Genomic DNA, 25,722 nt, shown 5'->3' with positions numbered 1-25,722 from the left:
AAAGCCCCACAACCGTGCAGAGAACGCCGCAGCTAGACACTTCAACCCACAGGTCGGCCAATTGCTTGATGTGTAAGTAGTTATGACTACCAGTCCACCTCCGCCATCCAGTCCGAGTCCTTGAACCACTTGTCATGCAGCCGATCATAGGTGCCGTCCTGGGCCACCTGATTGAGGAAGTGATTGATCCAGTTGAGGCTGTCGTAATCACCCTTTTTCACGCCGAACGCCAAAGGCTCGTAGGTGAAAGGCTGCTCCAATGCCAGCAGCGCACTGTTCTGGGGTTTGGCGATGGCGATCAGGTTATAGGGCGCATCGTGGACGAAAGCGTCGGCCTTGCCCTCCACCACCTGGCGCACGCCTTCTTCAGGGGTTGGAAAACTGCGCAGCTGTGCAGCGCCGAGAACCCTTTTCGCCGCCGCTTCGCCCGTGGTGCCTTCGGCCGCCACGATCCGGTAACCGGCCTCATCAAGGTCTTCGATGCTCTGGACCTGATTAGCCAACCGCGGATGCAGCAATACGGTCTGACCGACGATGATGAACGAGTCGCTGAAGTTAAGGGTGAGGTTGCGCTCTTGCGTTACGGTCATGCCGCTGCCGATCAGGTCGAACCGGCTGCCCAGCAGGCCGGGGATCAGGTCGGTATAGGGCACCGAAACCAGCTCCAGCCTTACCCCCAGCGCTTTGCTCATTTCCCGCAGCAGATCAATTTCAAATCCGACAATACGGCCATTCTTGTCGGTCATCTCGAAAGGTACGTAGGTCGGATTGGTCCCGACTTTCAGTACGCCCCGATGGACGGCCTCATCGATGGCCCCCGCGTGCGCCAGGTAACCGTGGGAAAACGCGACGATGCCGAGCAGCAGCATCGACAAATACCTTTTAATCATGAAAAGCCCCTATTCCGTTAAACACACGCGCACCCGGCCACGCGTCAGTCCGCGTAGACCAGAGGTATCGAGTCAGATTTGGGGGGCGATGCTAACCCACTCGCAGGCACGGCAATACGCCTCGGCGAAGGGTCTTTTGTTTCGAAATAACAAGGAGTTAGCGAAATGAAACAGAAGGGAAAAACAGCGTAGGACGGTGGCAGCAAACGCCCCCGAGGCGTTACCTCGGGGGCGTCTGAATCAGGCTGGTTGAGCCTGGGACGACAGTGGTTTCAATGGCAGCAACGGCGCATGCGGATCAGCCTTGACCGATTCGCGCCAGGCGTTGAGCCATTCAGCATGGCCTTCACCCCAGACCTGCTCGTGCAAGCGTGCCAAGGCGACCGGGTCGCTGAGCAAGGCCAGACGCTCGCCGTTGTTGAGGCCGGCCGGGCCGACTTTCAACGCGTGGCGAACACGCTCAATACGCAGCCACTCGATCGGCTCCGCCTGACCGTGACGGGAAGTCGCCAGGGCACACGCCAGGGCGTTCTGTTGTGGATCGACCACCGCCCGCACAAACCCGTCATTCAGCGCATGCCAACGGTTTTCGTGGGTGTATTTGTCGGTCGACAACAGCGCCTGGGGCGGGTTGTATTCCTCAGGGATCAAGAACAGGCTCTCGTCGCGAGACTTGAGGCCCAGCTTGACCCGGCTGGAAATAACCGACACCGGAATCGACAACATCAGCGAACCGACGATCGGCACCAGCCACCACAGGAAGCTTGGGTTCAACCACACCACCAGCAGTGCCCAGAAGAAGCCGAGCAGAGTCTGCGGGCCGTGGCGCTTGACCGCCTCGCTCCATGGCGTGGAGTCGTCGTCACGTTGCGGCGAATTCCAGGTCGCAGCCCAGCCGAGGAACGCGGCGAGTACGAAACGGGTGTGGAAGATCATCCGCACCGGCGCCAGCAACATGGAGAACAGCATCTCCAGCAGCATCGACAAGGTCACCTTGAACTTGCCGCCGAACTCTTTCGCGCCTTTGGCCCAGATCAGGATGATGCTCAGCAATTTAGGCAGGAACAGCAGCACGATGGTGGTGGAGAACAGCGCCACCGCCTTGTCCGGATGCCATTGTGGCCACAGCGGGTACAACTGGCGTGGCGCCATGAAGTACTGCGGCTCCATCAGCGTGTTGACCGCCAGCAAGGCCGTCGACAGCACCAGGAAGAAGAACCACAACGGTGCCGACAGGTACGACATCACGCCGGTCAGGAACACCGCACGGTGCACCGGGTGCATGCCTTTGACCAGGAACAGGCGGAAGTTCATCAGGTTACCGTGGCACCAGCGACGGTCGCGCTTGAGTTCGTCCAGCAGGTTCGGCGGCAGTTCTTCGTAGCTGCCCGGCAAGTCGTAGGCAATCCACACGCCCCAGCCGGCACGGCGCATCAGCGCAGCTTCAACGAAGTCGTGGGAGAGGATCGCACCGGCAAACGCGCCCTTACCTGGCAACGGCGCCAGGGCGCAGTGCTCGATAAACGGCTTCATGCGGATGATCGCGTTGTGGCCCCAGTAGTGGGATTCACCCAACTGCCAGAAGTGCAGGCCGGCGGTAAACAGCGGGCCGTATACGCGAGTGGCGAACTGCTGCATGCGCGCATACAGGGTGTCCATGCCCGACGCACGTGGCGCGGTCTGGATAATCCCGGCATCCGGCGTGGCTTCCATCAGGCGTACCAGGCTGGTCAGGCAGTCGCCGCTCATCACGCTGTCGGCGTCGAGCACCACCATGTACTTGTAGTCACCACCCCAGCGACGGCAGAAGTCGTCGAGGTTACCGCTCTTGCGTTTGACGCGACGGCGACGGCGGCGATAGAAGATCTTGCCGAAGCCACCGGCTTCGCGGCACACGTCGAGCCAGGCTTGCTGCTCGGCGATGCAGATGTCGGCCTCGTTACTGTCGCTGAGGACGAAGAAGTCGAAGCGATCCAGGTTACCGGTGGCAGCCACCGATTCGAACGTCGCGCGCAGGCCGGCAAATACCCGGGGCACGTCTTCGTTGCAGATCGGCATCACCAAGGCGGTGCGGGCGTCTTTCGGAATCGGCTCGTCACCGGCACTTTTACCGGAGATACGGTACTTATCGTGACCGGTCAGCAGTTCCAGGAAGCCCATCAGCGCGGTCCAGAAACCGGCCGAAACCCAGCAGAACAGAATCCCGAACAGCACCAGGATGCTGGTTTGCAGGGCGTAAGGCAGAACCTGGGTAGCGGTTTGAAGCAGGGTCTGGTTGCGGATCTCGTCAAAGTCGACGAAGGACCAACCCTGGTACGGCATGATGCCTTTCATGTACCAGCCAGCGACGATCGTCTGGCCGAGCATCAGCACCAGCAGGATATAACGACGGATCGAACCGACGGTGCGCCAGCGGGCAGCCGGCAGCACGCGCTCATCCTTCGGCGGTGCCGGAGGATTGGTGCGACCGGTCAGGCGGCGCCAGCCACGCACCAGGATATTGGTGCGCCATGGCTCAGGCACAACCTTGGTCCGGCGGATCGGCGGCGTGGCCTTGAGGCAAACCCGGCCGCTGGCGTCGAGCGCCAGCATTTCGGCGTCTTGCAGCTCTTCGGCGGTGTTGAGGGTCAGTCGGGCGCCGACCGACGCTTGGGCAGCGTCGGCAGGTGCGTCGAACGTGGACGATGACAGGCGCTTGTGCAATTCACTGAAGGACTCGCAGCCCGCCAGTTCGGCGCGCTGCTCATCGGTCATCGGTAGATGCGCCAGGTACTCGGCAAGAGTCTCTGGCTGGACTTGAGAATTACTCATCGGCAGGCAACTGATAGCTCCAGGTTTCGGTCAGGACTTGCTCTGTCTTGGCCGGCTCCGGTGTGGCTGGGGCAGCCGCTTCCGGCTGCTTGGCGTCCTTGTCCTTGGCGTCTTTCTTGGCCGCTTTCTCGTGCTGCTTGGCCAAGACCTTGTCGGCTTTAAGCACTTGAGTCGAAACCTTCTCCGGTTCCGGCTGCACGATGTCCTGGACCAGGGCTGCGCGCATTTCAGTCGGCTTGCCTGCGTCCTTGATCTTCATACGCAGGGTCAGGCGCCAGCCTTGGGTGTGCGGGTTGTAGCGCACGCTATTTTCAACGATTTCGGCGTTGTCGCCCACGCTGACCTGGCTGCGAACGGGTGCGTCAGCTGGCAGCTTCTTCAGGGACGGGCCCTCGAAGTCCACCAGGTAAGCCACGCTGCCGTCTGGCTGACGGATCAGGTTGGATTGCTTGACGTCGCCAGTGGAACGCAGGGTCTGCTTGACCCAGGCGCTTTCAGGCGAATGGAACTCGGCGTCTTTCAATGTCCAGTGCAGGCGGTAGGCAACGTCCAGTGGTTTGCCTGGCTCCGGCAGTGTTTCCGGGCTCCAGAAGGCAACGATGTTGTCGTTGGTTTCATCGGCGGTCGGAATCTCTACCAGGTCGACGGAGCCCTTGCCCCAGTCGCCTTCAGGCTCGATCCAGGCGCTTGGGCGCTTGTCGTAGTTGTCGTCGAGGTCTTCGTAGTGGCTGAAGTTGCGACCGCGTTGCAGCAGGCCGAAACCGCGCGGGTTTTCCACGGTGAAGTTGCTGACCGACAGGTGTTTAGGGTTGTTCAGCGGGCGCCAGATCCACTCGCCGTTGCCGGCATGGATCGACAGGCCGCTGGAATCGTGCAGCTCGCGACGGTAGTTAAGAACCTTGGACGGCTGGTTGGCGCCGAACAGGAACATGCTGGTCAGCGGAGCGATGCCCAGCTTGGTGACCTTGTCACGCAGGTACATCTGGGATTTGACGTCGACGATGGTGTCGGTGCCAGGACGCAGGATCAGGCGATAAGCGCCGGTGGCCCGTGGCGAATCCAGCAAGGCGTAGATCACCAGCTGCTTCTCACCCGGCTTTGGACGTTCGATCCAGAACTCGGTGAAGCGCGGGAACTCTTCGCCGGACGGCAAGGCAGTGTCGATCGCCATGCCACGGGCAGACAGGCCATAGACCTGATCTTTACCCACGACGCGGAAATAGCTCGCGCCGAGCATGGTCATGATCTCGTCTTGCTTGTCGCCCTTATTGATCGGGTACAGCACACGGAAACCGGCATAACCCAGCTGTTCAGTGGACTTGGGATCAAACTTGACGTCGCCGAAATCGAAGCGGGACGGGTCGTATTTGATTTCCTGGACGCTGTCGGCAGTGACTTCGTTGATTTTCACCGGTGTATCGAAGTGCATACCCTGGTGATAGAAGGACAGCTTGAACGGGGTGTTTTGATCGGCCCACTCGGCTTTTTCGTTGCGGAAACGAATTTTCTGGTAATCAGCGAATTTCATTTCGCGGAATTCGTTTGGCAAATTGCTGCGCGGAGCTTCGTATTTCTGCCCGGCCAGCTCTTTTGCCTTGGCCGACACATCATCCAGACTGAATGCCCACAGTTGACCCGCGCCGAACAGGCAAAACAGGGCAGAGCCCGTTACCAGTGCGTTTCGTAACCGTTTGGCAGACAATTTTGGTGCATTACAGGGACTAACAATCACGAGCAACCCTCGCCGAAAACAGATCAAAAAACCAACGGCCAGCTATCTATATGCCAGGTTGGCGAGCATTGTTCCGACTCCCATGGGGCTAAATGATTCCCCAACAGCCATCGGACAAGTCTCTACCTAAGTCAAAAATGGACCAATCAACGCTGATCCCCGTAGCGCGCGATTATCTAGTAGCCCGCGTGACAACGCATCAGGGTCAGCGAAGTATTTGTAGCGAAAACCCGGTTTTTTGGGCATTACAAGTCGTTTTCAGTACATTCACGTCTGTAACAGGAAGGTGACCGGCCCGTCATTGACCAAATGCACCTGCATATCCGCGCCAAAACGCCCCGCCGCTACCGTGCCATGCAATTGTTGCGCTTGTAACAACAGGTAGTCGAAAAGTGCCTCGGCCACCGCCGGCGGTGCCGCCGTGGAGAAGCTGGGACGCAAGCCGCTCTTGGTGTCTGCCGCCAGGGTGAACTGCGACACCAGCAGCAAACCGCCGCCAATGTCTTTCAAGGACAGGTTCATCTTGCCCTCGTCATCGCTGAACACCCGATAGTTAAGCAGCTTATGCAGCAGCTTGTCGGCGCTGGCCTGGGTATCTGAAGGCTCGACGGCCACCAGCACCAGCAAGCCCTGGTCTATCGCACCCACCACCTGCCCTTCTACCTCGACCCGGGCGCCGCGCACCCGTTGCAAAAGCCCCTTCATGCTTCTTCAGGCGGCAAATCAAGCAGGCGCCGTGCCATTTCACTCGCCGCACGCACCAGCGCATCGGTGATTCCGGGTTCGGACGCCGCATGGCCGGCCTCGCGGATGATCTGCAGCTCACTGTTGGGCCAGGCCTGATGCAGCTCCCAGGCGTTATCCAGCGGGCAGATCATATCGTAGCGGCCATGCACGATTACGCCAGGCAGGTGGGCGATCTTGTGCATGTCGCGAATCAGCTGGTCGGGCTCAAGGAACGAGTTGTTGGTGAAGTAATGGCATTCGATACGGGCAATCGACAGGGCGCGCTGGGGCTCGGAAAAGCGCTCGATCAACTGCGGGTTCGGGCACAGGCCCAACATGCGGCCTTCCCACGTGGACCAGGCTTTGGCAGCGTGCATCTGGGCGATCTGGTCGTTGCCGGTCAGGCGCTTGTGGTAGGCGCTCAGCAGGTCGTGGCGCTCTTCCTGGGGGATGGGCGCGAGGTAGTCCTGCCAGTAATCCGGGAACAGGCGGCTGGCGCCAGCCTGGTAGAACCACTGAATGTCCTGGGGGCGCGCCAGGAAAATGCCCCGAACGATCAAGCCGTGCACGCGCTCCGGATGGGTTTGCGCGTAGGCCAGGGCCAGGGTCGACCCCCAGGAACCGCCGAACAACACCCACTTTTCGATGCCCAGGTGCTCGCGGATCCGCTCAAGGTCGGCCACCAGGTCCCAGGTGGTGTTGTTTTCCAGGCTGGCCCGTGGAGTGGAGCGCCCGCAGCCACGCTGATCAAAAGTAACAATTCGGTACAGATTTGGATCGAAATAGCAGCGGCTATTGGCGTCACACCCGGCGCCAGGGCCGCCGTGGATGAACACAACGGGCAAGCCTTCCGGGGAACCGCTTTCGTCGACGTACAGGACGTGGGTTTCATCGACGGCCAGATCGTGCCGGGCGTAGGGTTTGATCTGCGGGTACAAAGTCTGCATTGCGCGCTCCGTAAGGGGTCGAGTTCATCCCTGGGGGGACGTCTATTATTTTGCCGTCTGGCATCATAAACCCGAATTGTGCAATGAGCATGTCCTAGCAGACTTAGAGCTGTGTCAGCAAAACACCACGCAGATAATCCAGCAGATAAACGTAGAGCCGATCGACCTCCGCCACCTGGCCCCGGGCCCGTAGACAGCCGTGGATCAGGCCTTTGCCGGGATACAGCGTGGCCGCCACCCCGGCGGCCTGGAGGCGCTCGGCGTAGAGCATGCCGTCGTCCCGCAACGGGTCGAACTGGGCGACAGCGATCAGCGCCGGTGGCAACCCGCTGAAATCCACGGCCAGCAATGGCATGGCGTAGGGCGACGGCTTGCCCGGCCCACGCAGGTAAAGGGCGAGATAGCACTCGGTGTCGGCGGTACTGAGCAACGGCGCGTCGACGCAGTCGCGGCGGGACGGCAGGTCGGCGGGGCCGCCCAGGCCGGGGTAGATCAGGATTTGCGCCAAGGGCTGCGGCTGATGGTCATCCCGCAGACCCAGGCATAACGCGGCCGCCAGGTTGCCGCCGGCGCTGTCACCAGCCACCACCAGGCGTTGCAGGTTGACGGGGCAAGGTGCTTCACCCGCCTGAATCGCCTGCCAGACTGCGCGACAATCATCGAAGGCCGCCGGGAACGGGTGTTCGGGTGCCAGCCGGTAGTCGATGGCGATCACCAGCACCTGCAGCGAGTCGGCCAGTTCACCGCAAATGAAGTCGTGGGAATCCAGCCCGCCCACCACCCAGCCGCCACCGTGCATATAAAGGATGCATGGCCAGCCGCCATCAGGGGTTGGCGTCGCCGGTTGATAAATGCGTACGCCTACGCCACTCAGGGAAACGTCTGACACCTGTAACCCTTCGGGCCGCGCCGGGGTGAATGCCTGGCACATGCGGTCATAGCTCCGGCGCAATCCGGCCAGCGATGTGTCGTCGCTGGTGAAGGATTCGGTTTTTTCGACGAAGGCGCACATCTGCGCGGAAATCGGGTAGTGGGACATCAAAGGATCGTCCTGAAGATAAAGATTTAACAGCCGCCACGAATCCAATGTGGGAGCGGGCTTGCTGGCGAATGCGGTGTATCAGTCAATACATGTGTGGCTGACCCACCGCATTCGCCAGCAAGCCCGCTCCCACATTTTGATCTTCATTTGCTCAGGGTTTGAGGCTGGCCTGCACCGCCGCCACGCCGTCTTTTCCATCCAGGGTCGTTACACCCGCCAACCAGCGCTGCAAATCCTCGGGGTTGTCCCGCAACCATTGTTTGGCTACCTCCTGCGGCGTCTTGCGGTCCATGATCGGCACCATCAACTGGCTTTCCTGGGCCGCGGTGTAGGTCAGGTTTTCCAGCAGGCGGGTCACGTTGGGGCAACGCTCGGCGTAATCCGGCGCCGTCACCGTGGAGACCGTGGCCATGCCTTCGTTGGCGCCGAACACGTCTTCACTGCCGGTCAGGTAAGCCATTTTCATGTTGATGTTCATCGGGTGCGGGGTCCAGCCGACAAACACCACGAACTCCTTGCGATTCACTGCGCGCTGCACGGCTGCCAGCATGCCCGCCTCGCCGGACGCCACCAGCTTGAAGCCGCGGAGGCCGAAGCGGTTGCTGTCGATCATTTTCTGGATATCGGTATTGGCGCCGCTGCCCGGTTCGATGCCATAGATCTTGCCGCCCAGTTTGTCCTTGAAACGGGCAATGTCGGCAAAGGTCTTCAGGCCTGCGTCCGCAACATACTGCGGCACCGCCAAAGTCGCCTGGGCGTCGGCCAGGCTCGGTTTGTCGAACACCTTGACCTGGTTGGCCGCGAGGAACGGTGCGATGTTGTTGTCCATCGCCGGCTTCCAGTAGCCCAGGAAGATATCCAGGCGCTTGTCGCGGATGCCGGCAAAGATGATTTGCTGCACGGCGCTGGTTTGCTTGCTGTCATAGCCCAGGCCATTGAGCAGCACATCGGCCATGCCGCTGGTGGCGATCACGTCAGTCCAGCTGACCACGCCCATGCGCACGACCTTGCACGAGGCCGGGTCGGCGGCCATCGCATGGGCGCTCAGGAGTGCGGCGCCGGTGAGAATCAACAGACAACGGTTGAACAGTCTTTTCATCGATGCGGTCTCACTCGGCAGTTTTTATTGTGGGAGTGGCGTCTGACGCGCCGTGCCCAACACCTTACCCAGCGAGACCTCGATCAAAGCGACCTGTGGCGACTGTGAGTTGCACTCAGGCGACTTGAGAGGTGTGTGGCTGTGAAGCCCTCTTCGCGAGCAAGCCCGCTCCCACATTTGATTGCATTTCGACTGCAGAAACTCGGTCGAATGTGGGAGCGGGCTTGCTCGCGAAGGCTATCTCAGCAGCGACGCCAATCAGGAGTAATGCCGCTTGCCCCACGCCAGGAACCCTTCCAGCAGCTCCTTCAACACCACTCGTGTCGGCTCGGCCAGGTCGGCGCGATAACGAAACGGTTCAAACTCTTCCATGTAGGTGCACTGCCCCAACTCCAGTTGCACCGCATGAATGTTCTCGGCCGGGTTGCCGTAGTGCCGGGTGATATGCCCGCCTTTGAAACGCCCGTTGAGCACATGGCTGTACTGCGGGTGGCCGGCGCAGATGGCTTCCATCTGGCTGGCGAGTTGCGGATCGCAGGACGCGCCGTTGAAGGTACCGAGGTTGAAGTCCGGCAGCTTGCCCTCGAACAGGTGCGGGATCACCGAGCGAATCGAGTGCGCATCAAACAATAGTGCATAGCCGAACTCGGCCTTGAGCCGGGCCAGCTCGTCCTGCAGGGTGCGGTGATACGGCGTCCATATCTGTTCCAGGTACGTGGCGCGTTCGGCCTTGGACGGTTCCAGGCCTTCGCGGAACAGCGGCACACCGTCGAACAGCGTCGCCGGGTACAGGCCAGTGGTAGCGCCGACGTACAGCGGCTTGTCATCGGACGGCCGATTCAGGTCGATGACAAAACGCGAATATTCGGCCGCCAGGGTGCTGGCGCCCAGCTCTTCGGCGAAGTCGTACAGCGTGGGAATGTGCCAGTCGGTGTCCGGCAGGCTTTGCGCCTCGGGGATCAGCCCGGCTTGCACCGTCGGCGTCAGGCGCAGGCCCGCGTGGGGCATGCTGATCAGCAGCGGCACACGGCCTTGTTTGAAGCTCAGAACCTTATCCACAGCAGTACTCCTTAAACGGTGACATCGACGCCGTGGCGCACGACGCGTTTATCCAGCTCGCCACCCAGCCAGTAGGCCAGGTCAGCGGGACGATCAATCTGCCAGGCGACAAAATCCGCGACCTTACCCACCTCCAGCGAACCGTGGCTGTCCCCCAGACCCAAGGCGGTAGCCGCATGTTGCGTGGCGCCGGCCAGGGCTTCTTCCGGGGTCATGCGAAACAGCGTGCAGGCCATGTTCAGCATCAAGCGCACCGACAATGCCGGTGACGTGCCCGGGTTGAGGTCGCTGGCGATGGCGATCTTCACACCGTGCTTGCGCAGGGCGTCCATCGGCGGCAGCTGGGTTTCCCGCAGAAAGTAGAACGCCCCCGGCAGCAACACCGCGACGGTGCCGGAAGCGGCCATGGCGATGGCGTCTTCCTCGGTCATGAATTCCAGGTGGTCCGCCGACAGCGCCTGATAACGCGCCGCCAGGCTGGAGCCGTGCAGGGACGACAACTGCTCGGCGTGCAGCTTTACCGGCAAGCCGAGCTTGTGTGCAGCGATGAAGACGCGCTCTACCTGCTCCGGCGAGAACGCCAGGTATTCGCAGAAGGCGTCGACCGCATCCACCAGACCTTCCGCTGCCAGTGCCGGGAGCATTTCAGCGCAGATGTGCTCGATGTAAGCATCGGCACGGTCCACGTACTCCGGCGGCAACGCGTGAGCTGCCAGGCAAGTACTGCGTACGCTGACCGGCAGCTCGGCGCCGAGGCGGCGGATCACCCGCAGAATCTTGCGCTCGCTGGCCAGGTCCAGGCCGTAGCCGGACTTGATCTCCACAGTGGTCACGCCATCCCGCAGCAAACTGCGCAGGCGCTTGCGGCTGCTTTCGAACAGCTCATCTTCGGTCGCCGCCCGCGTGGCGCGCACGGTGCTGGCAATACCGCCACCGGCCGCTGCGATCTCGGCGTAGCTCACGCCTTGCAGCCGCTGCTCGAACTCGCCGCTGCGATTACCGCCGAACACCGTGTGGGTGTGGCAGTCGATCAGCCCCGGCGTGACCCACGCCCCTTGCAGGTCATGGGAGGTTACGTAGTCCGCCTTCGGCAGTTCGGCGCGCGGGCCGATCCACTCGATGAGCGCGCCCGAGGTCACGATGGCGGCATCCTCGATGATCGAGTATTTGCCCTGGGCCATGGTTGCGACGTGGCAGTGTTGCCAAAGCGTTTTCATCAACGCCTCCGTTGGGTTATCGATGAGACAAAGCCGGGTCGTAATGAACCTTGGCTGCTTGCCCGGCGGAGGGTTTGACCCACAGCAGATAGGCAACGATCAGCAAGACGATCCACACGGCACCGACCATAAGGGCGGCCTGGGTGTCCGGGAAATAACCCAGCACGCCGAAGATAAACAGCATGAACACGATGGCGGCCGCTGGCGCGTAGGGCCAGAACGGCACCGGGAATTTCAGCTCGGCAATCTGTTCCTTGGTCATCGAGCGACGCATGGCGACCTGAGTGACCAGGATCATCAGCCACACCCACACCGTGGCGAAGGTCGCGATCGAAGCGATGACCAGGAACACGTTTTCCGGGATCAGGTAGTTGAGCACCACACCGCCGAGCAACGCGGCGCCCATCACCACCACGGTCATCCATGGCACGCCCTGGCTCGACAGTTGGGCAAAGCCTTTGGGCGCCTGCCCTTGCTGGGCCAGGCCGTACATCATGCGACCGGCGCCGAAGATGTCGCTGTTGATCGCCGAGACGGCGGCCGAGATCACCACGATGTTCAGGATGGTCGCCGCCGAGCCTATGCCCAAGTTGCTGAAGATCTGTACGAACGGGCTGCCCTGGCTGCCGATCTGTGGCCACGGGTAGATCGCCATCAGCACAAACAACGTCAGCACGTAGAACAGCAGGATGCGCAGTGGCACCGCGTTAATCGCCTTGGGGATCACCCGCTGCGGATCCTTGGCTTCGCCGGCGGTGATGCCGATGATTTCGATGCCGCCAAACGCAAACATCACCACCGCGAAGGACGCGATCAAGCCACCCACGCCGTTAGGCATGAAGCCGCCGTGGGCCCACAGGTTGCTGAGGCCGGTGGCCGGCGCTTCGCCCGCCGAGTGAATGCCGAACAGCATGATGCCGAAGCCGCCGAGGATCATCGCGACGATGGCGCCGACCTTGAGCAGAGACAGCCAGAACTCCATTTCGCCAAAGACTTTGACGTTGCACAGGTTCAGGCCGCCGATCAGCAACACGATGCCGAGCACCCAGACCCAACGCGCGACTTCGGGAAACCAGAAGCCCATGTAGATGCCGAAGGCGGTGACGTCGGCGAGGCAGACGATGATCATTTCAAAGGCGTAGGTCCAGCCGAGGATAAAGCCGGCCATTGGGCCCAGGTAGGTGCTGGCGTACTGGCCGAAGGAGCCGGACACCGGGTTGTGCACGGCCATTTCGCCGAGGGCGCGCATGACCATGAACACCGCGGCGCCACCGATCAGGTAGGCCAGCAGTACGGCAGGGCCGGCCATCTGGATGGCGGAGGCAGAGCCGTAGAACAGCCCGGTGCCGATCGCGGAACCGAGTGCCATGAAGCGAATATGTCGGGCGGATAGCCCGCGTTTTAACGTCTTTTCTTGCTGGTGCATTTCTCGTCCCTATTTGTTTTTATTTTCTGTAGGAGCGAGCTTGCTCGCGAAGGTATTCCAGGCGCATCGCAGCGGTGGATGTACTTTTTTCGCGAGCAAGCTCGCTCCTACAGGGGGCATCCATCCCTTAGAGGCTCGGCAGCAAATTCGCCGGCACCAGCTCATTCAGGCAACGCGTCGCCAACAACTCACTGGCGGCATTGATGTCCGGCGCAAAGAACCGGTCCTTCTCATAAAACGCCACTTTGCTGCGCAGGATCCCGCGAGCTTTTTCCAGTGCCGGCGAGGTTTTCAAACCATTGCGCAGGTCCAGGCCCTGGCAGGCCGCCAACCATTCCACCGCCAATACACCACGGGTGTTCTCGGCCATTTCCCACAGGCGTTTGCCCGCAGCCGGCGCCATCGATACGTGGTCTTCCTGGTTCGCCGAAGTCGGCAGGCTATCCACGCTATGGGGATGGGCCAGCGCCTTGTTCTCGCTGGCCAATGCCGCCGCAGTCACCTGGGCGATCATGAAGCCGGAGTTCACGCCGCCGTTGCCCACCAGGAATGGCGGCAGTTGCGACATGTGCTTGTCCATCATCAACGAGATACGACGCTCGCTCAGGGAGCCGATTTCCGCGATGGCCAACGCCATGTTGTCCGCCGCCATGGCCACCGGTTCAGCATGGAAGTTGCCGCCGGAAATCACGTCACCTTCGGCCGCAAACACCAACGGGTTATCCGATACGGCGTTGGCTTCCACCACCAGCACTTCGGCCGCCTGGCGGAACTGGGTCAGGCAGGCGCCCATGACTTGCGGCTGGCAACGCAGGGAGTACGGGTCCTGGACCTTGTCGCAGTTCTCGTGGGACTGGGACACTTCGCTGCTTTCACCCAACAGGGCGCGATACGCGGCCGCAGAATCGATCTGGCCACGCTGGCCACGGGCTGCGTGAATGCGTGCGTCGAACGGCGAGCGCGAACCCAGCACGGCTTCCACCGTCAGGGCGCCACAGGCCAATGCACCGGCGAACAAGTCTTCACCTTCGAACAGACCACGCAGTGCGTAAGCGGTGGAAACCTGGGTACCGTTGAGCAGCGCCAGGCCTTCCTTCGCCGCCAGGGTCAACGGTGTCAGGCCGGCGACTTTCAGCGCCTCGGTGGCTTCCAGCCATTCGCCTTTGTAACGGGCCTTGCCTTCGCCCAGCAGCACCAGCGACATGTGGGCCAATGGCGCCAGGTCACCGGACGCACCCACCGAACCTTTCAACGGAATGTGCGGGTAAACCTCGGCGTTGATCAGGGCGATCAGCGCGTCGATCACCTGCCGGCGAATCCCGGAAAAACCACGGCTCAGGCTGTTGACCTTGAGCACCATGACCAGCCGCACCAGCGCATCGCTGATGGGCTCACCCACGCCAGCGGCGTGGGACAGCACCAGGGAACGCTGAAGGTTTTCCAGGTCTTCGCTGGCGATGCGGGTCGAGGCCAGCAGGCCGAAACCGGTGTTGATGCCGTAGGCGGTGCGGTTCTCGGCGAGAATCTGCTCCACGCAGGCGACACTGGCTTCGATCTGGGCCGAGGCGCTGTCATCCAGGCTGAGGGTTACCGGCTGCTGGTAGATGGCCCGCAGTTGGGCAAGGCTCAGTTGGCCTGGAATCAGGTTTAGCGCAGTCACATTCATGCTCCTTTTGAGAGTGTTGTTAACTACCAGTCGCTCCGGATGCTTCCGTTATCCGCCGCTGTGCTCGTTTAGAGGATCAGTCGGCTTGGCACGCTGGTTATTGTTGGGAAAAGGTCAGTGCAAATTCGGTAGCGTGTGTTGCAGTAAATCGGCGTTCTTGAGCAACGCGGCGGTGGCCGCGATGTCCGGCGCCAGCCAACGGTCCTGGTCGTAGGCCGGGACGTGTTCACGCAGCAAGCGCCAGGCGGCGTCGGTACCGGCGCCGAAGCGTTGCTCCTGCAGAAACTCGAACGCCTGGGACGCCAGCAGGTACTCGATGGCGAGGATCTGGGTGACGTTTTCCAGCACCGAATACAGCTTCAGCGCGGCGTTGGTGCCCATGCTCAGGTGGTCTTCCTGCAGGCCCGAGGTGACAAAGTTGTCGAGCACCGCCGGTTGCGCCAACTGGCGGTTCTGTCCGCACAGCGAGGCGGCGACGTACTGCACGATCATCATCCCGGAGTTGACCCCGGGGTTGCTCACCAGGAACGCCGGCAGGCCGCTGACATGCGGGTTGATCAGACGGTCCAGGCGGCGCTCGGCGATGGAGCCGATTTCCGCCATGGCGATGGCCAGCATGTCTGCCGCCAGGGCCACGGACTGCCCGTGAGGGTTGGCCTGGGACACCACGCGGTAGTCGTCCGGCGTGCCGAGCACCAGCGGGTTATCCGTGGCGCCGTTGAGTTCGGTTTCGATCTGACGGGTGGCGTGCTCCAGTTGGTCGCGGGCCGCGCCGTGCACCTGGGGAATCGAACGGATGCTCAGGGCGTCCTGGGTACGAATGCCTTTACTGCTGGCGATCACTTCACTGCCGTCCAGCAACGCCCGCAGGTTGATGCCCACTTGCTGCATGCCCGGGTGCGGCTTGAGCGCGATGATTTCTTCGTCGAAGGCGTCGATCTGGCCGCGCTGGCCTTCGAAACTCATGGCACCGATTACGTCGGCCCATTGCAGCAGGCGGTGCGCATCGGCCAGGGCCAGGCAGCTGAGGCCGGTCATGCACGGCGTGCCGTTGACCAGGCACAGCCCGTCCTTGGCACCGAGCACCACCGGCTGCAAACCTTCTTCGGTTAGCGCCTGGTGCGCCGGAACGATACGGCCCCGGTAGCTGACGTCGCCGACACCGAGCAAGGCAATGCCAATGTGCGCCATGTGGGTCAGGTAACCCACCGAGCCCTGGGACGGCACTTGCGGCGTGATGCCATGGTTGAGCAGCCCCAGCAGCGAATGCACCACCTGCGGATGCAGGCCGGATTTGCCGTGGCTGTAATTGATGATTGCCGCGCAGATGATCGCGCGGGTTTGCTCCACGCTCAGTGGCGCGCCGACGCCGCAGGCATGGCTGAGCAAGGTGTTGCGCGACAGCCGGCTCAGTTGTTCGTCCTTGAGCGACACGTTGCACAAGGCGCCCAGGCCGGTGTTGATGCCATAGGCGCGCTCGCCGCTGCTGACGATGCGCTGGACGATGGCCTGGGCATTGTCGATGCGAGCCCAGGCGTGGCCCGAGAGTTCGAGGATCGCACCGTGGCGGGCCACGGCGACCACGTCCTGCCAACGCATTGGGGCGTCGGCGATGATGATTTTTTCAGCCTGGGACATCGTTGTACCTTCTTCAATTCTTGTGCAGCCTTACCGGCCTCTTCGCGAGCAAGCCCGCTCCCACAGGGGAATGCATTTCAAATGTGGGAGCGGGCTTGCTCGCGAAGAGGCCAGCCGGCTCACCACAAGATCCGGATCAGACCACCGCAGCCCGCCGCTGAACAAACCGGTCCACATATTCATCCGCCGGTGAATGCAGAATCTCGCGGGGCGTGCCGACCTGGATCAGCTTGCCGTCCTTGAGGATCGCAATGCGGTTGCCGATGCGCACGGCCTCATCGAGGTCGTGAGTGATAAAGACGATGGTCTTGTGCAGGGTCTTTTGCAGCTCCAGCAACTGGTCCTGCATCTCGGCGCGGATCAGCGGGTCGAGGGCGCTGAACGCTTCGTCCATCAGGATGATGTCGGTGTCGGCGGCCAGGGCACGGGCCAGGCCCACTCGCTGACGCATGCCGCCGGAGAGCTGGTGCGGGTATTTGTTTTCGTAGCCTTTGAGGCCCACGGTTTCGATCCAGTGCAGCGCACGTTCGGCGCACACTTGCTTGGTTTCGCCGCGCACTTTCAGGCCATAGGCAACGTTGTCCAGCACGCTCTTGTGGGGCAGCAGGCCGAAGCTCTGGAACACCATGCTGATCTTGTGCCGGCGAAATTGGCGCAGCGCTTCCATGTCCAGTTGCAGGATGTCTTCGCCGTCCACCAGGATCGCGCCGCTGGTGGGGTCGATCAGGCGGTTGAAGTGGCGCACCAGGGTCGACTTGCCGGAACCCGACAGGCCCATGATCACGAAGATCTCGCCGGTGCCGATGCTCAGGGACAGGTCGTTCACACCCACCACGCAACCGGTCTCGGCCAGCACCTGGTCCTTGGTCTTGCCCTGGCCAATCAGCGCCAGCGCCTCCTTGGAACGATTGCCGAAGATCTTGAATACGTTTTTGACTTCAATCTTGCTGACGGTAGTCATTTGCTCGCCTCATGCCGTGGACGACCATAGGCCTGGGTAATGCGGTCGATGACCACTGCGAGAATCACGATCGCCAGACCGGCTTCAAGGCCACGTCCGACGTTAAGCGTCTGGATACCGACCAATACGTCTTCACCCAGGCCACGGGCACCGATCATCGAGGCGATAACCACCATCGACAGGGCCATCATGGTGGTCTGGTTGATCCCGGCCATGATGCTCGGCAGGGCCAGCGGCAGTTGCACGCCGAACAGTTGCTGCCAGCGGTTGGCACCGAAGGCGTTGATCGCTTCCATGACTTCGCCGTCTACCTGGCGAATACCCAGGTCGGTCAGGCGAATCAGTGGAGGAGCGGCGTAGATCACCGTGGCGAAAATCGCCGGGACCTTGCCCAGGCCAAACAGCATCAGCACCGGGATCAGGTACACGAAGCTGGGCATGGTTTGCATGATGTCCAGCAGCGGCATCAGCACCGAACGCAGGCGATTGCTACGGGCCGACAATATTCCCAGGGGAATGCCGATCAGCACCGAGATCACCGTGGCCACCATCATCAGCGCCAGGGTTTGCATCAGCTTGTCCCACAGGCCAACGGCGCCCACGAGGAACAGCAAACCGACAATCACCGCTGTAGTGACGACCTTGCGCGTGGCATGCCAGGCGATGCCGCCGACAATTGCCAGCATCAGCCACCAGGGTGCTGCGCGCAGCACGCCTTCAAGATTGACGATGGCCCACAACAGGGTATCGGAGATGTGCCGGAACACATCGCCGTAATTGGTCACCAGCGAATCAACCCAACTGTTGACCCAATCGGCGATGGAAAACGTAAAACTCTCAGGAAACATAGTGTGCTCTCGATCCAGTGGGTTGTGGCCGGACGTCCGGTTGCCTGCGAGGGCAACCGGAAACGCTCAACCTACAAGGCCGCGTCGATTTTCTTGGCTGCGTCGTCGCTCACCCATGCGTGCCAGACTTCAGGATGTTCCTTGAGGAAAATTTTCGCCAGTTTTGGTGATTCAATTCGCTCTTTGGCCATGCGGCCCAGGTTCTGGTTCAGCAGGTCGATGGGCAGGTTGACCTTTTCCAGCACGGCCACCAACTCCGGGGCTTGCTCGTGGAAGGTCTTGGACAGACCGACCTTGATGCTCACACTTTTATCCACACCGGGCTTTTCTTCCAGCTTCACCAGGTCGACCTGACCCATCAACGGGGTTGGCGACCAGTAATAGAACAGGATCGGCTCGCCACGCTTGTAGCTCGACAACACCGCCGCATCCAGCGCCGGGCCGGTGCCTGGGCGGAAGTTGGTGTAGGTGCTTTCCAGGCCATAGCTTTTCAGCATCTCGCTGTTGTCCAGCTCACAGGTCCAGCCGGCCGGGCAGTTGTAGAAACGGCCCTTGGACGGCTCTTCCTGGTCCTTGAACACCGAGGCGTATTTGGCCAGGTCGGCGATGCTTTTCAGGTCCGGTGCCTTGGGTTCCAGCTTGCGCTTGGCGTCGCCTTCGATCACGTAGCGCGGCACGTACCAACCTTCGACAGCGCCCACCACCGGAGCACCGACGCCGACGACCTTGCCGGCCTTCTCGGCCTTGTTCCAGACTTCGCTGCGGCCTACCCACTCCTCGGCGAACACCTGGATGTCATTGCTGCTCAGGGCGTTTTCCATGGTGATGGAGTTACCCGGCAGGCTGTCGGTTTTGCAGTCATAGCCTTTTTCCAGCACGGTTTGCAGGATGTCGGTCAGCAACATGCCGCTTTCCCAGTTCAAACCGGCAAATTTCACCGGCTTGCCGGACTCACACCAACCGGCCGCCTGGGCGCCAGCAGAAGCCAGCAAGCCTGCCGAAAACAAAGTGGCCAACAGGGTCTTATTCATTTTCATTGTTGTGACGCTCCCAATCTTGAAATGGATTACGGCAGTCAGTAGGCATCCTGCCCTGTCCACGTCCCATCAGGCCTGTGCAACCAGCCCGTTTGTCGTTGGTGCAGCGCCCTGCTCTACCGGCAGGATCAAGTGTTCAGGTATTGCGCTGTGCCACTTTTTGGCAGCCCAGTAGTACAGCGCAGCCGGCACCACCAGGCCGATGATCCAGGAGATATCGGTGTCGCCGAGGCTGGCGACCAGTGGCCCGGTGTAGAAATGCGTGGAGATGAACGGCATCTGAATCAGCACGCCAAACACGTAGATGCTGATGCCCATCAGGTTCCAGCGACCGTAGCGGCCGTCGGGATTGGACAGCGCCGGGATGTCGTAGCGTTCTTTGGTGATGCAGTAGAAATCCACCAGGTTGATCGCGCTCCAGGGCGTGAAAAACGCCAGCAGGAACAGGATGAACGCGGAGAAATCCTTGAGGAACGAATCCTTGCCCAGCAACGCCAGCGCGGCGGCAAGCGACACCATGATGAAGATGTACAACAGGCGCGTGCCACTGCCGATATGCCGGCTGCCACGGAAGCCGCTGATGATCGTCGCGATGGACATGAAGCTGCCGTAGGCATTGAGGGTGGTCACGGTGACCTTGCCGAAGGCGATGCTGAAATACAGCAGCGCCGCGACGATCCCGGTGCCGCCCAGGCCGACGATAAACGACACTTCGTGGTGAGCGAATTGCGAACCGGCCAGGGCCGCCGCAAACACCCCAAACACCATCGAAGCCTGCGCACCGATCACCGAACCCAGGCCCACGGCCCAGAAGGTTTTCGAGGCCGACGTGCTGCGCTGCAGGTAACGCGAGTAGTCCGCCACATATGGGCCGAACGCAATCTGCCAGGACGCCGACAGGGAAATCGCCAGCAGGAAACTGCTCAGGGAGAAATGCTTGTTGCCCAGCAACGCGCCGATGTCGTTACCGGCCAGCAGCTTGTAGAACAGGTACACGAAGGCAACCACACCCAGCACGCTGGCGATGCGACCGATACCGTGGATCACCCGGTAGCCGAAGATCGTGAACACCATAATCAGCCCCGCGAAAAACACGATGCCGACCCAGTCTTCGACATGGAGCAACTGCGCCACCGCCTGCCCCGCCAGCAATGAGCCGCTGGCGGAAAACCCGATGTACATGAGGCACACCAGCACCAGCGGGATGACCGCGCCATATACGCCAAACTGCACGCGGCTGGAGATCATTTGTGGCAAGCCCAATTGCGGGCCCTGGGCTGCGTGCAGCGCCATGACGCCGCCACCCAGCAGTTGACCGATCAACAGACCGATCAACGACCAGAACACATCACCGCCCAGCACCACGGCCAGGGCCCCGGTGACAATCGCGGTGATTTGCAGGTTGGCACCCAACCACAGGGTGAACTGACTCAATAGACGGCCGTGTCTTTCCGCTTCCGGGATGTAGTCGATCGAACGCCTTTCGATCAACGGGGTGGTGCTTGCACGAGCGTCTGTTACGGCCATTTATGTTCAACCTCTGATGGATTGTTTTTGGGTGAAACGCAGATCAAATGTGGGAGCGGGCTTGCTCGCGAAAGCGATGGGTCAGCTAACGACTTCGGTGACTGATACACCGCATTCGCGAGCAAGCCCGCTCCCACATTAGTTATTTGATCATCGGGAGGTTGAGGCCCTGCTCTTTGGCGCAGTCGATGGCGATCTGGTAACCCGCATCGGCATGCCGCATCACGCCGGTGGCCGGGTCGTTGTGCAGCACGCGGGCGATTCGCTCGGCCGCTTCGTCGGTACCGTCGCAGACGATCACCATCCCGGAGTGCTGGGAGAAGCCCATGCCGACGCCGCCGCCGTGGTGCAGCGAAACCCAGGTCGCGCCGCTGGCGGTGTTGAGCAAGGCGTTGAGCAGTGGCCAGTCGGACACGGCGTCGGAGCCGTCCTGCATCGATTCGGTTTCACGGTTGGGGCTGGCCACCGAGCCAGAGTCGAGGTGGTCGCGGCCGATCACGACAGGTGCCGACAGCTCGCCGCTGCGCACCATTTCGTTGAACGCCAGGCCGAGCTTGGCGCGCTGGCCCAGGCCAACCCAGCAGATACGTGCTGGCAGGCCCTGGAAGCTGATGCGCTCGCGGGCCATGTCCAGCCAGTTGTGCAGGTGGGCGTCATCCGGGATCAGCTCTTTGACTTTAGCGTCGGTCTTGTAGATGTCTTGCGGGTCGCCGGACAGTGCCGCCCAGCGGAACGGGCCGATGCCGCGGCAGAACAGCGGACGGATGTAGGCCGGTACGAAACCCGGGAAGTCGAAGGCGTTTTCCACGCCCACTTCTTGCGCCATCTGGCGGATGTTGTTGCCGTAGTCGAAGGTCGGAACGCCCATTTTCTGGAAGTCCAGCATCGCCTGAACGTGCACCGCCATGGATTGCTTCGCGGCCTTGATCACCTCGGCCGGTTCGGTCTTGGCGCGGGCGCGATATTCGTCCCAGGTCCAGCCGGCCGGCAGGTAGCCGTTGAGCGGGTCGTGGGCGCTGGTCTGGTCGGTGACCATGTCTGGGCGCACACCGCGCTTGACCAGCTCCGGCAGGATTTCCGCCGCGTTGCCCAGCAGTGCAATGGAGATCGCCTGGCCGGCCTTGGTGTATTTGTCGATGCGCGCCAGGGCGTCGTCGAGGTCGGTGGCTTGCTCGTCGACGTAGCGGCTGCTCAAGCGGAAATCGATGCTGACCTGCTGGCATTCGATGTTCAGCGAGCACGCGCCGGCCAGGGTGGCGGCCAAAGGCTGTGCGCCGCCCATGCCGCCGAGGCCGGCGGTCAGTACCCAGCGGCCCTTGAGGTCATCGTTGTAATGTTGGCGGCCGGCCTCGACGAAGGTTTCGTAGGTGCCTTGGACGATGCCCTGGCTGCCGATGTAGATCCAGCTGCCGGCGGTCATCTGGCCGTACATGGCCAGGCCTTTGGCGTCGAGTTCGTTGAAGTGTTCCCAGCTTGCCCAGTGCGGCACCAGGTTGGAGTTGGCGATCAATACGCGCGGGGCGTTGCTGTGGGTCTTGAACACGCCAACGGGTTTGCCGGATTGCACCAGCAGGGTTTCGTCGTCGTTGAGGTTGGTCAGGCTTTCGACGATCTGGTCATAGCATTCCCAGTTGCGCGCGGCACGGCCGATGCCGCCGTACACCACCAGTTCTTTCGGGTTCTCGGCAACCTGTGGGTCGAGGTTGTTCATCAGCATGCGCAGCGGCGCTTCAGTCAGCCAGCTTTTGGCGGTGAGCGTGTTGCCACGGGCAGCGCGGATTTCAACGTCACGGTACTTGGTAGGCTTGGTCACAAAAAATTCCTCAACGATCAATGCGCGAACATGATTGGTGCGAAGAGGATACTCATGGACTCTTACGCACACATCTTTACTTGTACATACAAGCATATGCAATCAAGCGGCCAACTTGGCGGAGGGCAGTTGCAGATTTTTCGCGAACGGGAGCGCAAGCCTTTAAGAACAAGGCTTGGCAGCTTGATGAATTTTCTTGCAGAAGGTTTTTACAGCGAGGGAGGCTCGTTACTCAGGCAGGCTTTTGCGCCATGCTGGGGCATTCGGTAACAAGTTGGTGCGGGAAGTGGGAACAGTTTTTGTAGGAGCGAGCTTGCTCGCGAAAAAGGTACATTCAACGTAGCAATACGCTTGAAATACCTTCGCGAGCAAGCTCGCTCCTACAGTGGTTTAGCGTGCAGTCAGTTCGATGACGCAGCAACGGCCAGTGATGCTGACGTCCAGCAAGCCAGTGTTACCGTCCAATTGCAGGCAGTCATGACGGTTCAGCCGCTCACCGAGCACCTTCACTTCATCCGCCACGCTGAACACCACCACGGTGTGCGCCGCACTGAAGAAACGCTGCGTACCGTCCATCCACTGCAACCGCGCCTGATAGCGCTGCGGCGAATAGATCAGGTTGAAGTCGCGGATCGGACCACCGATCAATCGGCAGGACACCTGGCTGTCACCCTTGAACGGGAACGGTTGCAGCGGTAACAACCCGCGCTGTTCTTCGCCGTCCACCGTCAGCACCATGCCCGAGCCTTGCAGCACGGTGATGATGCGCTGGTACCCGGCAAAGGTGGAGAACCCGCCCGACTCGGCGATATCGGCAATCGACAGGCGCCAGCCGAAACCGTCCAGGCCCTCGCCTGCGTCACGGGTGATTTCTTCAGTGCTGCCGCCGCCGTTTTTCCACGGCATGCGGACGTAATCGGCGGCGCGCCAGACTTTCGTCGAACTCATTTACTGAAACGTCCTTCCAGGCTATGACGGGAACCGGGGTGGATCAAACGCGCGGCCGTGACCGGCTGGCGGCCAGACCAGGTACGACGGCGAATCAACAGGCACGGCTCGCTGGTTTCGATTTGCAGCAACTTGCATTCGTCGGCGTCGGCCAGGATCGCTTCGACCACGTGCTCGCCTTCGGTCAGCGGCGCCACCTGGTTGAGGTAGGCATAAGGCGTTTGCTGGGTGAAATCCTGCTGCAGGTATTCCGGCGCTACCAGGGCGTTGACGAAGCGGTCTTCGATTTGCACCGGGATGTCGTTTTCGTAGTGCACGATCAACGAGTGGAACACCCGCCCGCCTTCACGCATTTCCAGGGCGACGGCGCGCTCGGAACCGGCGGCTTCTTCGCCGAGAGTGATGACTTTGCACGTATGACGATGACCGCGAGAGGCGATCTCATCGGCAATGTTGTGCACTTCAAACAGCGCCGACTGGCTCTTCGGCTCGGCGACAAATGTGCCCACACCTTGCATGCGCACCAGCAGGCCTTCAGCGGTCAACTCGCGCAGGGCACGGTTGATGGTCATGCGACTGAAGCCCAGTTGGTTGACCAGTTCGCTTTCCGACGGCACGCGATAATGCGGCGGCCAGTTGCCGTTGAGGATCTGCTGGCTGATCATCTGTTTGACGCGGGCGTACAAGGGCGCCGGACTTTCGTCCATGTGGGCAGCCAGTGGAGACTTGGCGGGCGGAGTCGGCACAGGAAATCCTTGCAGGTGAAAAAGAAGCATAGCTTGCCGGAGTTTACCGAGCAGGCAAACGTCTGTATATGTATATACAAATAAACACACGACCGGGGTGCCTGAATCATGTCCGCTTTCTTTGCCGAACGCGCGCTGCTGCCTAATGGATGGGCCAATGATGTACGTCTTGAAGTCAGCGCCGACGGCCTGCTGACCAAGGTTGAGCCCAACGCCAGTGCAGACGGTGCCGAACGGCTCAGGGGCCCGGTGCTGGCAGGCATGCCGAACCTGCATTCTCACGCGTTCCAGCGGGCGATGGCCGGGCTGGCGGAAGTGGCCGGCAACCCGAATGACAGCTTCTGGACCTGGCGCGACCTGATGTACCGGATGGTTGGCAAGATCAGCCCCGACCAACTGCAGATCATCGCGCGCCAGCTGTACATCGAAATGCTCAAGGCCGGCTACACCTCGGTGGCCGAATTTCACTACGTGCACCATGACGTCAGCGGCCAGCCTTATGCCGACCCTGCGGAGCTGTCGCGGCAAATCAGCCAGGCCGCCGTCAGCAGCGGTATCGGCCTGACCTTGCTGCCGGTGCTCTACAGCCATTCCGGTTTTGGCGGCCAGGCACCCAATGAAGGCCAGCGGCGCTTTATCAACAGCACCGAGCATTACCTGAACCTGCAATCACGCCTGCAACCGATTCTGGCTGCGCAACCGGCGCAACAACTCGGCCTGTGCTTCCACTCGCTGCGTGCGGTAACCCCCCAACAAATCAGCGAAGTGTTGGCCGCCAGCGACAAGGCGTGCCCGGTGCATATCCACATCGCCGAGCAGCAGAAGGAAGTCGACGACTGCCTGGCCTGGAGCGGCAAGCGTCCGCTGCAATGGCTGTATGACCATGTTGAAGTGGATCAGCGCTGGTGCCTGGTGCACGCCACCCACGCCAACCCGGAAGAAGTGACGTTAATGGCCAAGAGCCGGGCGATTGCCGGGCTGTGCCTGACCACCGAAGCCAACCTGGGCGACGGGATTTTCCCGGCGGTGGACTTCCTGGCCCAGGGCGGGCGCATGGGGATTGGCTCCGACAGCCATGTATCACTGAGCGTGGTGGAAGAATTGCGCTGGCTGGAATACGGCCAGCGGCTGCGGGACCAGCGGCGCAACCGGCTGTATCGCAGTGATCAGCCGATGGTCGGGCGGACGCTGTTCGATGCCGCGCTGGATGGCGGTGCCGAAGCGCTGGGGCAGCCGATCGGGCGCCTGGAAGTCGGCAAGCGTGCGGACTGGCTGGTGCTGGATGGCAACGATCCGTACCTGGCGACGGCGAACGAAGACGGGATTCTCAATCGCTGGCTGTTTGCCGGTGGTGATCGCCAGGTGCGCGACGTACTGGTTAACGGCCAGTGGGTGATTCGCGACGGGCATCACGCCGCCGAAGAAGACAGCAGCCGGGCGTTTACCCAGGTCTTGCGGGATTTGCTGGGCTAACAGACGATACATAACAAAATGTGGGAGCGGGCTTGCTCGCGAAAGCGGTGGATCAGTCAACACATCGGTGACTGTCACACCGCCTTCGCGAGCAAGCCCGCTCCCACATTGGATTG

Annotated in this window: 19 protein-coding genes and 1 pseudogene; 1 reads left to right on the top strand and 19 read right to left on the bottom strand. The window is 61.3% G+C overall.

Translation table 11 applies throughout. The annotated features are described in order from the left end of the window. Positions 1–86 precede the first annotated feature (86 nt). The 19 genes and pseudogenes from SNL23_RS08185 to hutC form a co-directional block, all read right to left on the bottom strand. Complete coding sequence (locus SNL23_RS08185; RefSeq protein ID WP_318301985.1) at positions 87–890, bottom strand: transporter substrate-binding domain-containing protein; 804 nt, start codon at positions 888–890, stop codon at positions 87–89. A gap of 220 nt (positions 891–1,110) precedes the next feature. Further along, positions 1,111–3,701, bottom strand: a pseudogene (gene mdoH / locus SNL23_RS08180) (glucans biosynthesis glucosyltransferase MdoH). Further along, the gene (locus tag SNL23_RS08175) at positions 3,694–5,433 is read right to left on the bottom strand and encodes a glucan biosynthesis protein G (RefSeq protein ID WP_026078060.1); all 1,740 of its coding nucleotides are present in this window, start codon (positions 5,431–5,433) and stop codon (positions 3,694–3,696) included. The pseudogene mdoH and the gene SNL23_RS08175 overlap by 8 nt, the downstream one beginning before the upstream one ends. A gap of 267 nt (positions 5,434–5,700) precedes the next feature. Continuing rightward, entirely contained in the window at positions 5,701–6,138 is a 438-nt protein-coding gene (gene dtd, locus SNL23_RS08170; RefSeq protein WP_076018105.1) for a D-aminoacyl-tRNA deacylase, read from the bottom strand. Next, positions 6,135–7,106 carry a prolyl aminopeptidase gene (gene pip / locus SNL23_RS08165; RefSeq protein WP_076018106.1) on the bottom strand — a complete coding sequence of 324 codons (972 nt, stop codon included), beginning with the start codon at positions 7,104–7,106 and terminating at the stop codon, positions 6,135–6,137. The genes dtd and pip overlap by 4 nt, the downstream gene beginning before the upstream one ends. A gap of 103 nt (positions 7,107–7,209) precedes the next feature. Then, complete coding sequence (locus tag SNL23_RS08160) at positions 7,210–8,145, bottom strand: alpha/beta hydrolase (protein ID WP_318301984.1); 936 nt, start codon at positions 8,143–8,145, stop codon at positions 7,210–7,212. Positions 8,146–8,299: 154 nt separating this feature from the next. Beyond that, on the bottom strand, positions 8,300–9,247 hold the full coding sequence (locus tag SNL23_RS08155) for a choline ABC transporter substrate-binding protein (RefSeq protein WP_318301983.1): 948 nt from the start codon (positions 9,245–9,247) through the stop codon (positions 8,300–8,302). A 258-nt stretch (positions 9,248–9,505) separates the two neighbouring features. Further along, positions 9,506–10,306 carry an N-formylglutamate deformylase gene (gene hutG / locus SNL23_RS08150; protein ID WP_167662983.1) on the bottom strand — a complete coding sequence of 267 codons (801 nt, stop codon included), beginning with the start codon at positions 10,304–10,306 and terminating at the stop codon, positions 9,506–9,508. Between the two features lie 11 nt (positions 10,307–10,317). Next, entirely contained in the window at positions 10,318–11,523 is a 1,206-nt protein-coding gene (gene hutI / locus SNL23_RS08145) for an imidazolonepropionase (RefSeq protein WP_167662984.1), read from the bottom strand. Between the two features lie 16 nt (positions 11,524–11,539). After that, entirely contained in the window at positions 11,540–12,949 is a 1,410-nt protein-coding gene (locus SNL23_RS08140; protein ID WP_063033490.1) for an amino acid permease, read from the bottom strand. Positions 12,950–13,076: 127 nt separating this feature from the next. Next, positions 13,077–14,615, bottom strand: a complete 1,539-nt coding sequence (gene hutH / locus SNL23_RS08135) for a histidine ammonia-lyase (protein ID WP_318301982.1) — start codon at positions 14,613–14,615, stop codon at positions 13,077–13,079. A 114-nt stretch (positions 14,616–14,729) separates the two neighbouring features. Further along, positions 14,730–16,253: a histidine ammonia-lyase gene (gene hutH / locus SNL23_RS08130; protein ID WP_318301981.1), complete on the bottom strand. Its 1,524-nt coding sequence runs from the start codon at positions 16,251–16,253 to the stop codon at positions 14,730–14,732. Between the two features lie 136 nt (positions 16,254–16,389). Next, positions 16,390–17,214, bottom strand: coding sequence for a quaternary amine ABC transporter ATP-binding protein (locus tag SNL23_RS08125; protein WP_124360880.1), 825 nt, complete (start codon positions 17,212–17,214; stop codon positions 16,390–16,392). Continuing rightward, a complete protein-coding gene (locus tag SNL23_RS08120; RefSeq protein WP_017478193.1) occupies positions 17,211–18,062 on the bottom strand; it encodes an ABC transporter permease in 852 nt (283 codons plus the stop codon). The genes SNL23_RS08125 and SNL23_RS08120 overlap by 4 nt, the downstream gene beginning before the upstream one ends. 71 nt (positions 18,063–18,133) lie before the next feature. After that, positions 18,134–19,099 (bottom strand): ABC transporter substrate-binding protein, encoded by a 966-nt coding sequence (locus SNL23_RS08115; RefSeq protein WP_076018113.1) that lies wholly within the window; start codon positions 19,097–19,099, stop codon positions 18,134–18,136. A gap of 69 nt (positions 19,100–19,168) precedes the next feature. After that, a complete protein-coding gene (locus SNL23_RS08110) occupies positions 19,169–20,626 on the bottom strand; it encodes a purine-cytosine permease family protein (RefSeq protein WP_318301980.1) in 1,458 nt (485 codons plus the stop codon). Between the two features lie 142 nt (positions 20,627–20,768). Continuing rightward, the gene (hutU, locus tag SNL23_RS08105) at positions 20,769–22,439 is read right to left on the bottom strand and encodes a urocanate hydratase (RefSeq protein WP_076018214.1); all 1,671 of its coding nucleotides are present in this window, start codon (positions 22,437–22,439) and stop codon (positions 20,769–20,771) included. A gap of 390 nt (positions 22,440–22,829) precedes the next feature. Further along, positions 22,830–23,387 carry a HutD/Ves family protein gene (locus SNL23_RS08100; protein WP_076018115.1) on the bottom strand — a complete coding sequence of 186 codons (558 nt, stop codon included), beginning with the start codon at positions 23,385–23,387 and terminating at the stop codon, positions 22,830–22,832. Beyond that, positions 23,384–24,163 carry a histidine utilization repressor gene (gene hutC, locus SNL23_RS08095; protein WP_173860423.1) on the bottom strand — a complete coding sequence of 260 codons (780 nt, stop codon included), beginning with the start codon at positions 24,161–24,163 and terminating at the stop codon, positions 23,384–23,386. The genes SNL23_RS08100 and hutC overlap by 4 nt, the downstream gene beginning before the upstream one ends. Positions 24,164–24,241: 78 nt before the next feature. Between hutC and SNL23_RS08090 the strand changes: the two genes are divergently transcribed. Continuing rightward, positions 24,242–25,606 carry a formimidoylglutamate deiminase gene (locus tag SNL23_RS08090; RefSeq protein WP_318301979.1) on the top strand — a complete coding sequence of 455 codons (1,365 nt, stop codon included), beginning with the start codon at positions 24,242–24,244 and terminating at the stop codon, positions 25,604–25,606. Positions 25,607–25,722: the final 116 nt, after the last annotated feature.

This window comes from Pseudomonas sp. SED1 (assembly GCF_034044025.1).
Lineage (GTDB): Bacteria > Pseudomonadota > Gammaproteobacteria > Pseudomonadales > Pseudomonadaceae > Aquipseudomonas.
This window is presented reverse-complemented; position numbering and strand designations above follow the sequence as displayed.

What these genes read in the sequence shown, in the direction of transcription:
- SNL23_RS08185 (WP_318301985.1), bottom strand. Translation starts at nt 890, where the DNA reads ATGATTAAAAGGTATTTGTCGATGCTGCTGCTCGGCATCGTCGCGTTT.
- dtd (WP_076018105.1), bottom strand. Translation starts at nt 6,138, where the DNA reads ATGAAGGGGCTTTTGCAACGGGTGCGCGGCGCCCGGGTCGAGGTAGAA.
- pip (WP_076018106.1), bottom strand. Translation starts at nt 7,106, where the DNA reads ATGCAGACTTTGTACCCGCAGATCAAACCCTACGCCCGGCACGATCTG.
- SNL23_RS08160 (WP_318301984.1), bottom strand. Translation starts at nt 8,145, where the DNA reads ATGTCCCACTACCCGATTTCCGCGCAGATGTGCGCCTTCGTCGAAAAA.
- SNL23_RS08155 (WP_318301983.1), bottom strand. Translation starts at nt 9,247, where the DNA reads ATGAAAAGACTGTTCAACCGTTGTCTGTTGATTCTCACCGGCGCCGCA.
- hutI (WP_167662984.1), bottom strand. Translation starts at nt 11,523, where the DNA reads ATGAAAACGCTTTGGCAACACTGCCACGTCGCAACCATGGCCCAGGGC.
- SNL23_RS08140 (WP_063033490.1), bottom strand. Translation starts at nt 12,949, where the DNA reads ATGCACCAGCAAGAAAAGACGTTAAAACGCGGGCTATCCGCCCGACAT.
- hutH (WP_318301982.1), bottom strand. Translation starts at nt 14,615, where the DNA reads ATGAATGTGACTGCGCTAAACCTGATTCCAGGCCAACTGAGCCTTGCC.
- hutH (WP_318301981.1), bottom strand. Translation starts at nt 16,253, where the DNA reads ATGTCCCAGGCTGAAAAAATCATCATCGCCGACGCCCCAATGCGTTGG.
- SNL23_RS08125 (WP_124360880.1), bottom strand. Translation starts at nt 17,214, where the DNA reads ATGACTACCGTCAGCAAGATTGAAGTCAAAAACGTATTCAAGATCTTC.
- SNL23_RS08120 (WP_017478193.1), bottom strand. Translation starts at nt 18,062, where the DNA reads ATGTTTCCTGAGAGTTTTACGTTTTCCATCGCCGATTGGGTCAACAGT.
- SNL23_RS08115 (WP_076018113.1), bottom strand. Translation starts at nt 19,099, where the DNA reads ATGAAAATGAATAAGACCCTGTTGGCCACTTTGTTTTCGGCAGGCTTG.
- SNL23_RS08110 (WP_318301980.1), bottom strand. Translation starts at nt 20,626, where the DNA reads ATGGCCGTAACAGACGCTCGTGCAAGCACCACCCCGTTGATCGAAAGG.
- SNL23_RS08100 (WP_076018115.1), bottom strand. Translation starts at nt 23,387, where the DNA reads ATGAGTTCGACGAAAGTCTGGCGCGCCGCCGATTACGTCCGCATGCCG.
- hutC (WP_173860423.1), bottom strand. Translation starts at nt 24,163, where the DNA reads ATGCTTCTTTTTCACCTGCAAGGATTTCCTGTGCCGACTCCGCCCGCC.
- SNL23_RS08090 (WP_318301979.1), top strand. Translation starts at nt 24,242, where the DNA reads ATGTCCGCTTTCTTTGCCGAACGCGCGCTGCTGCCTAATGGATGGGCC.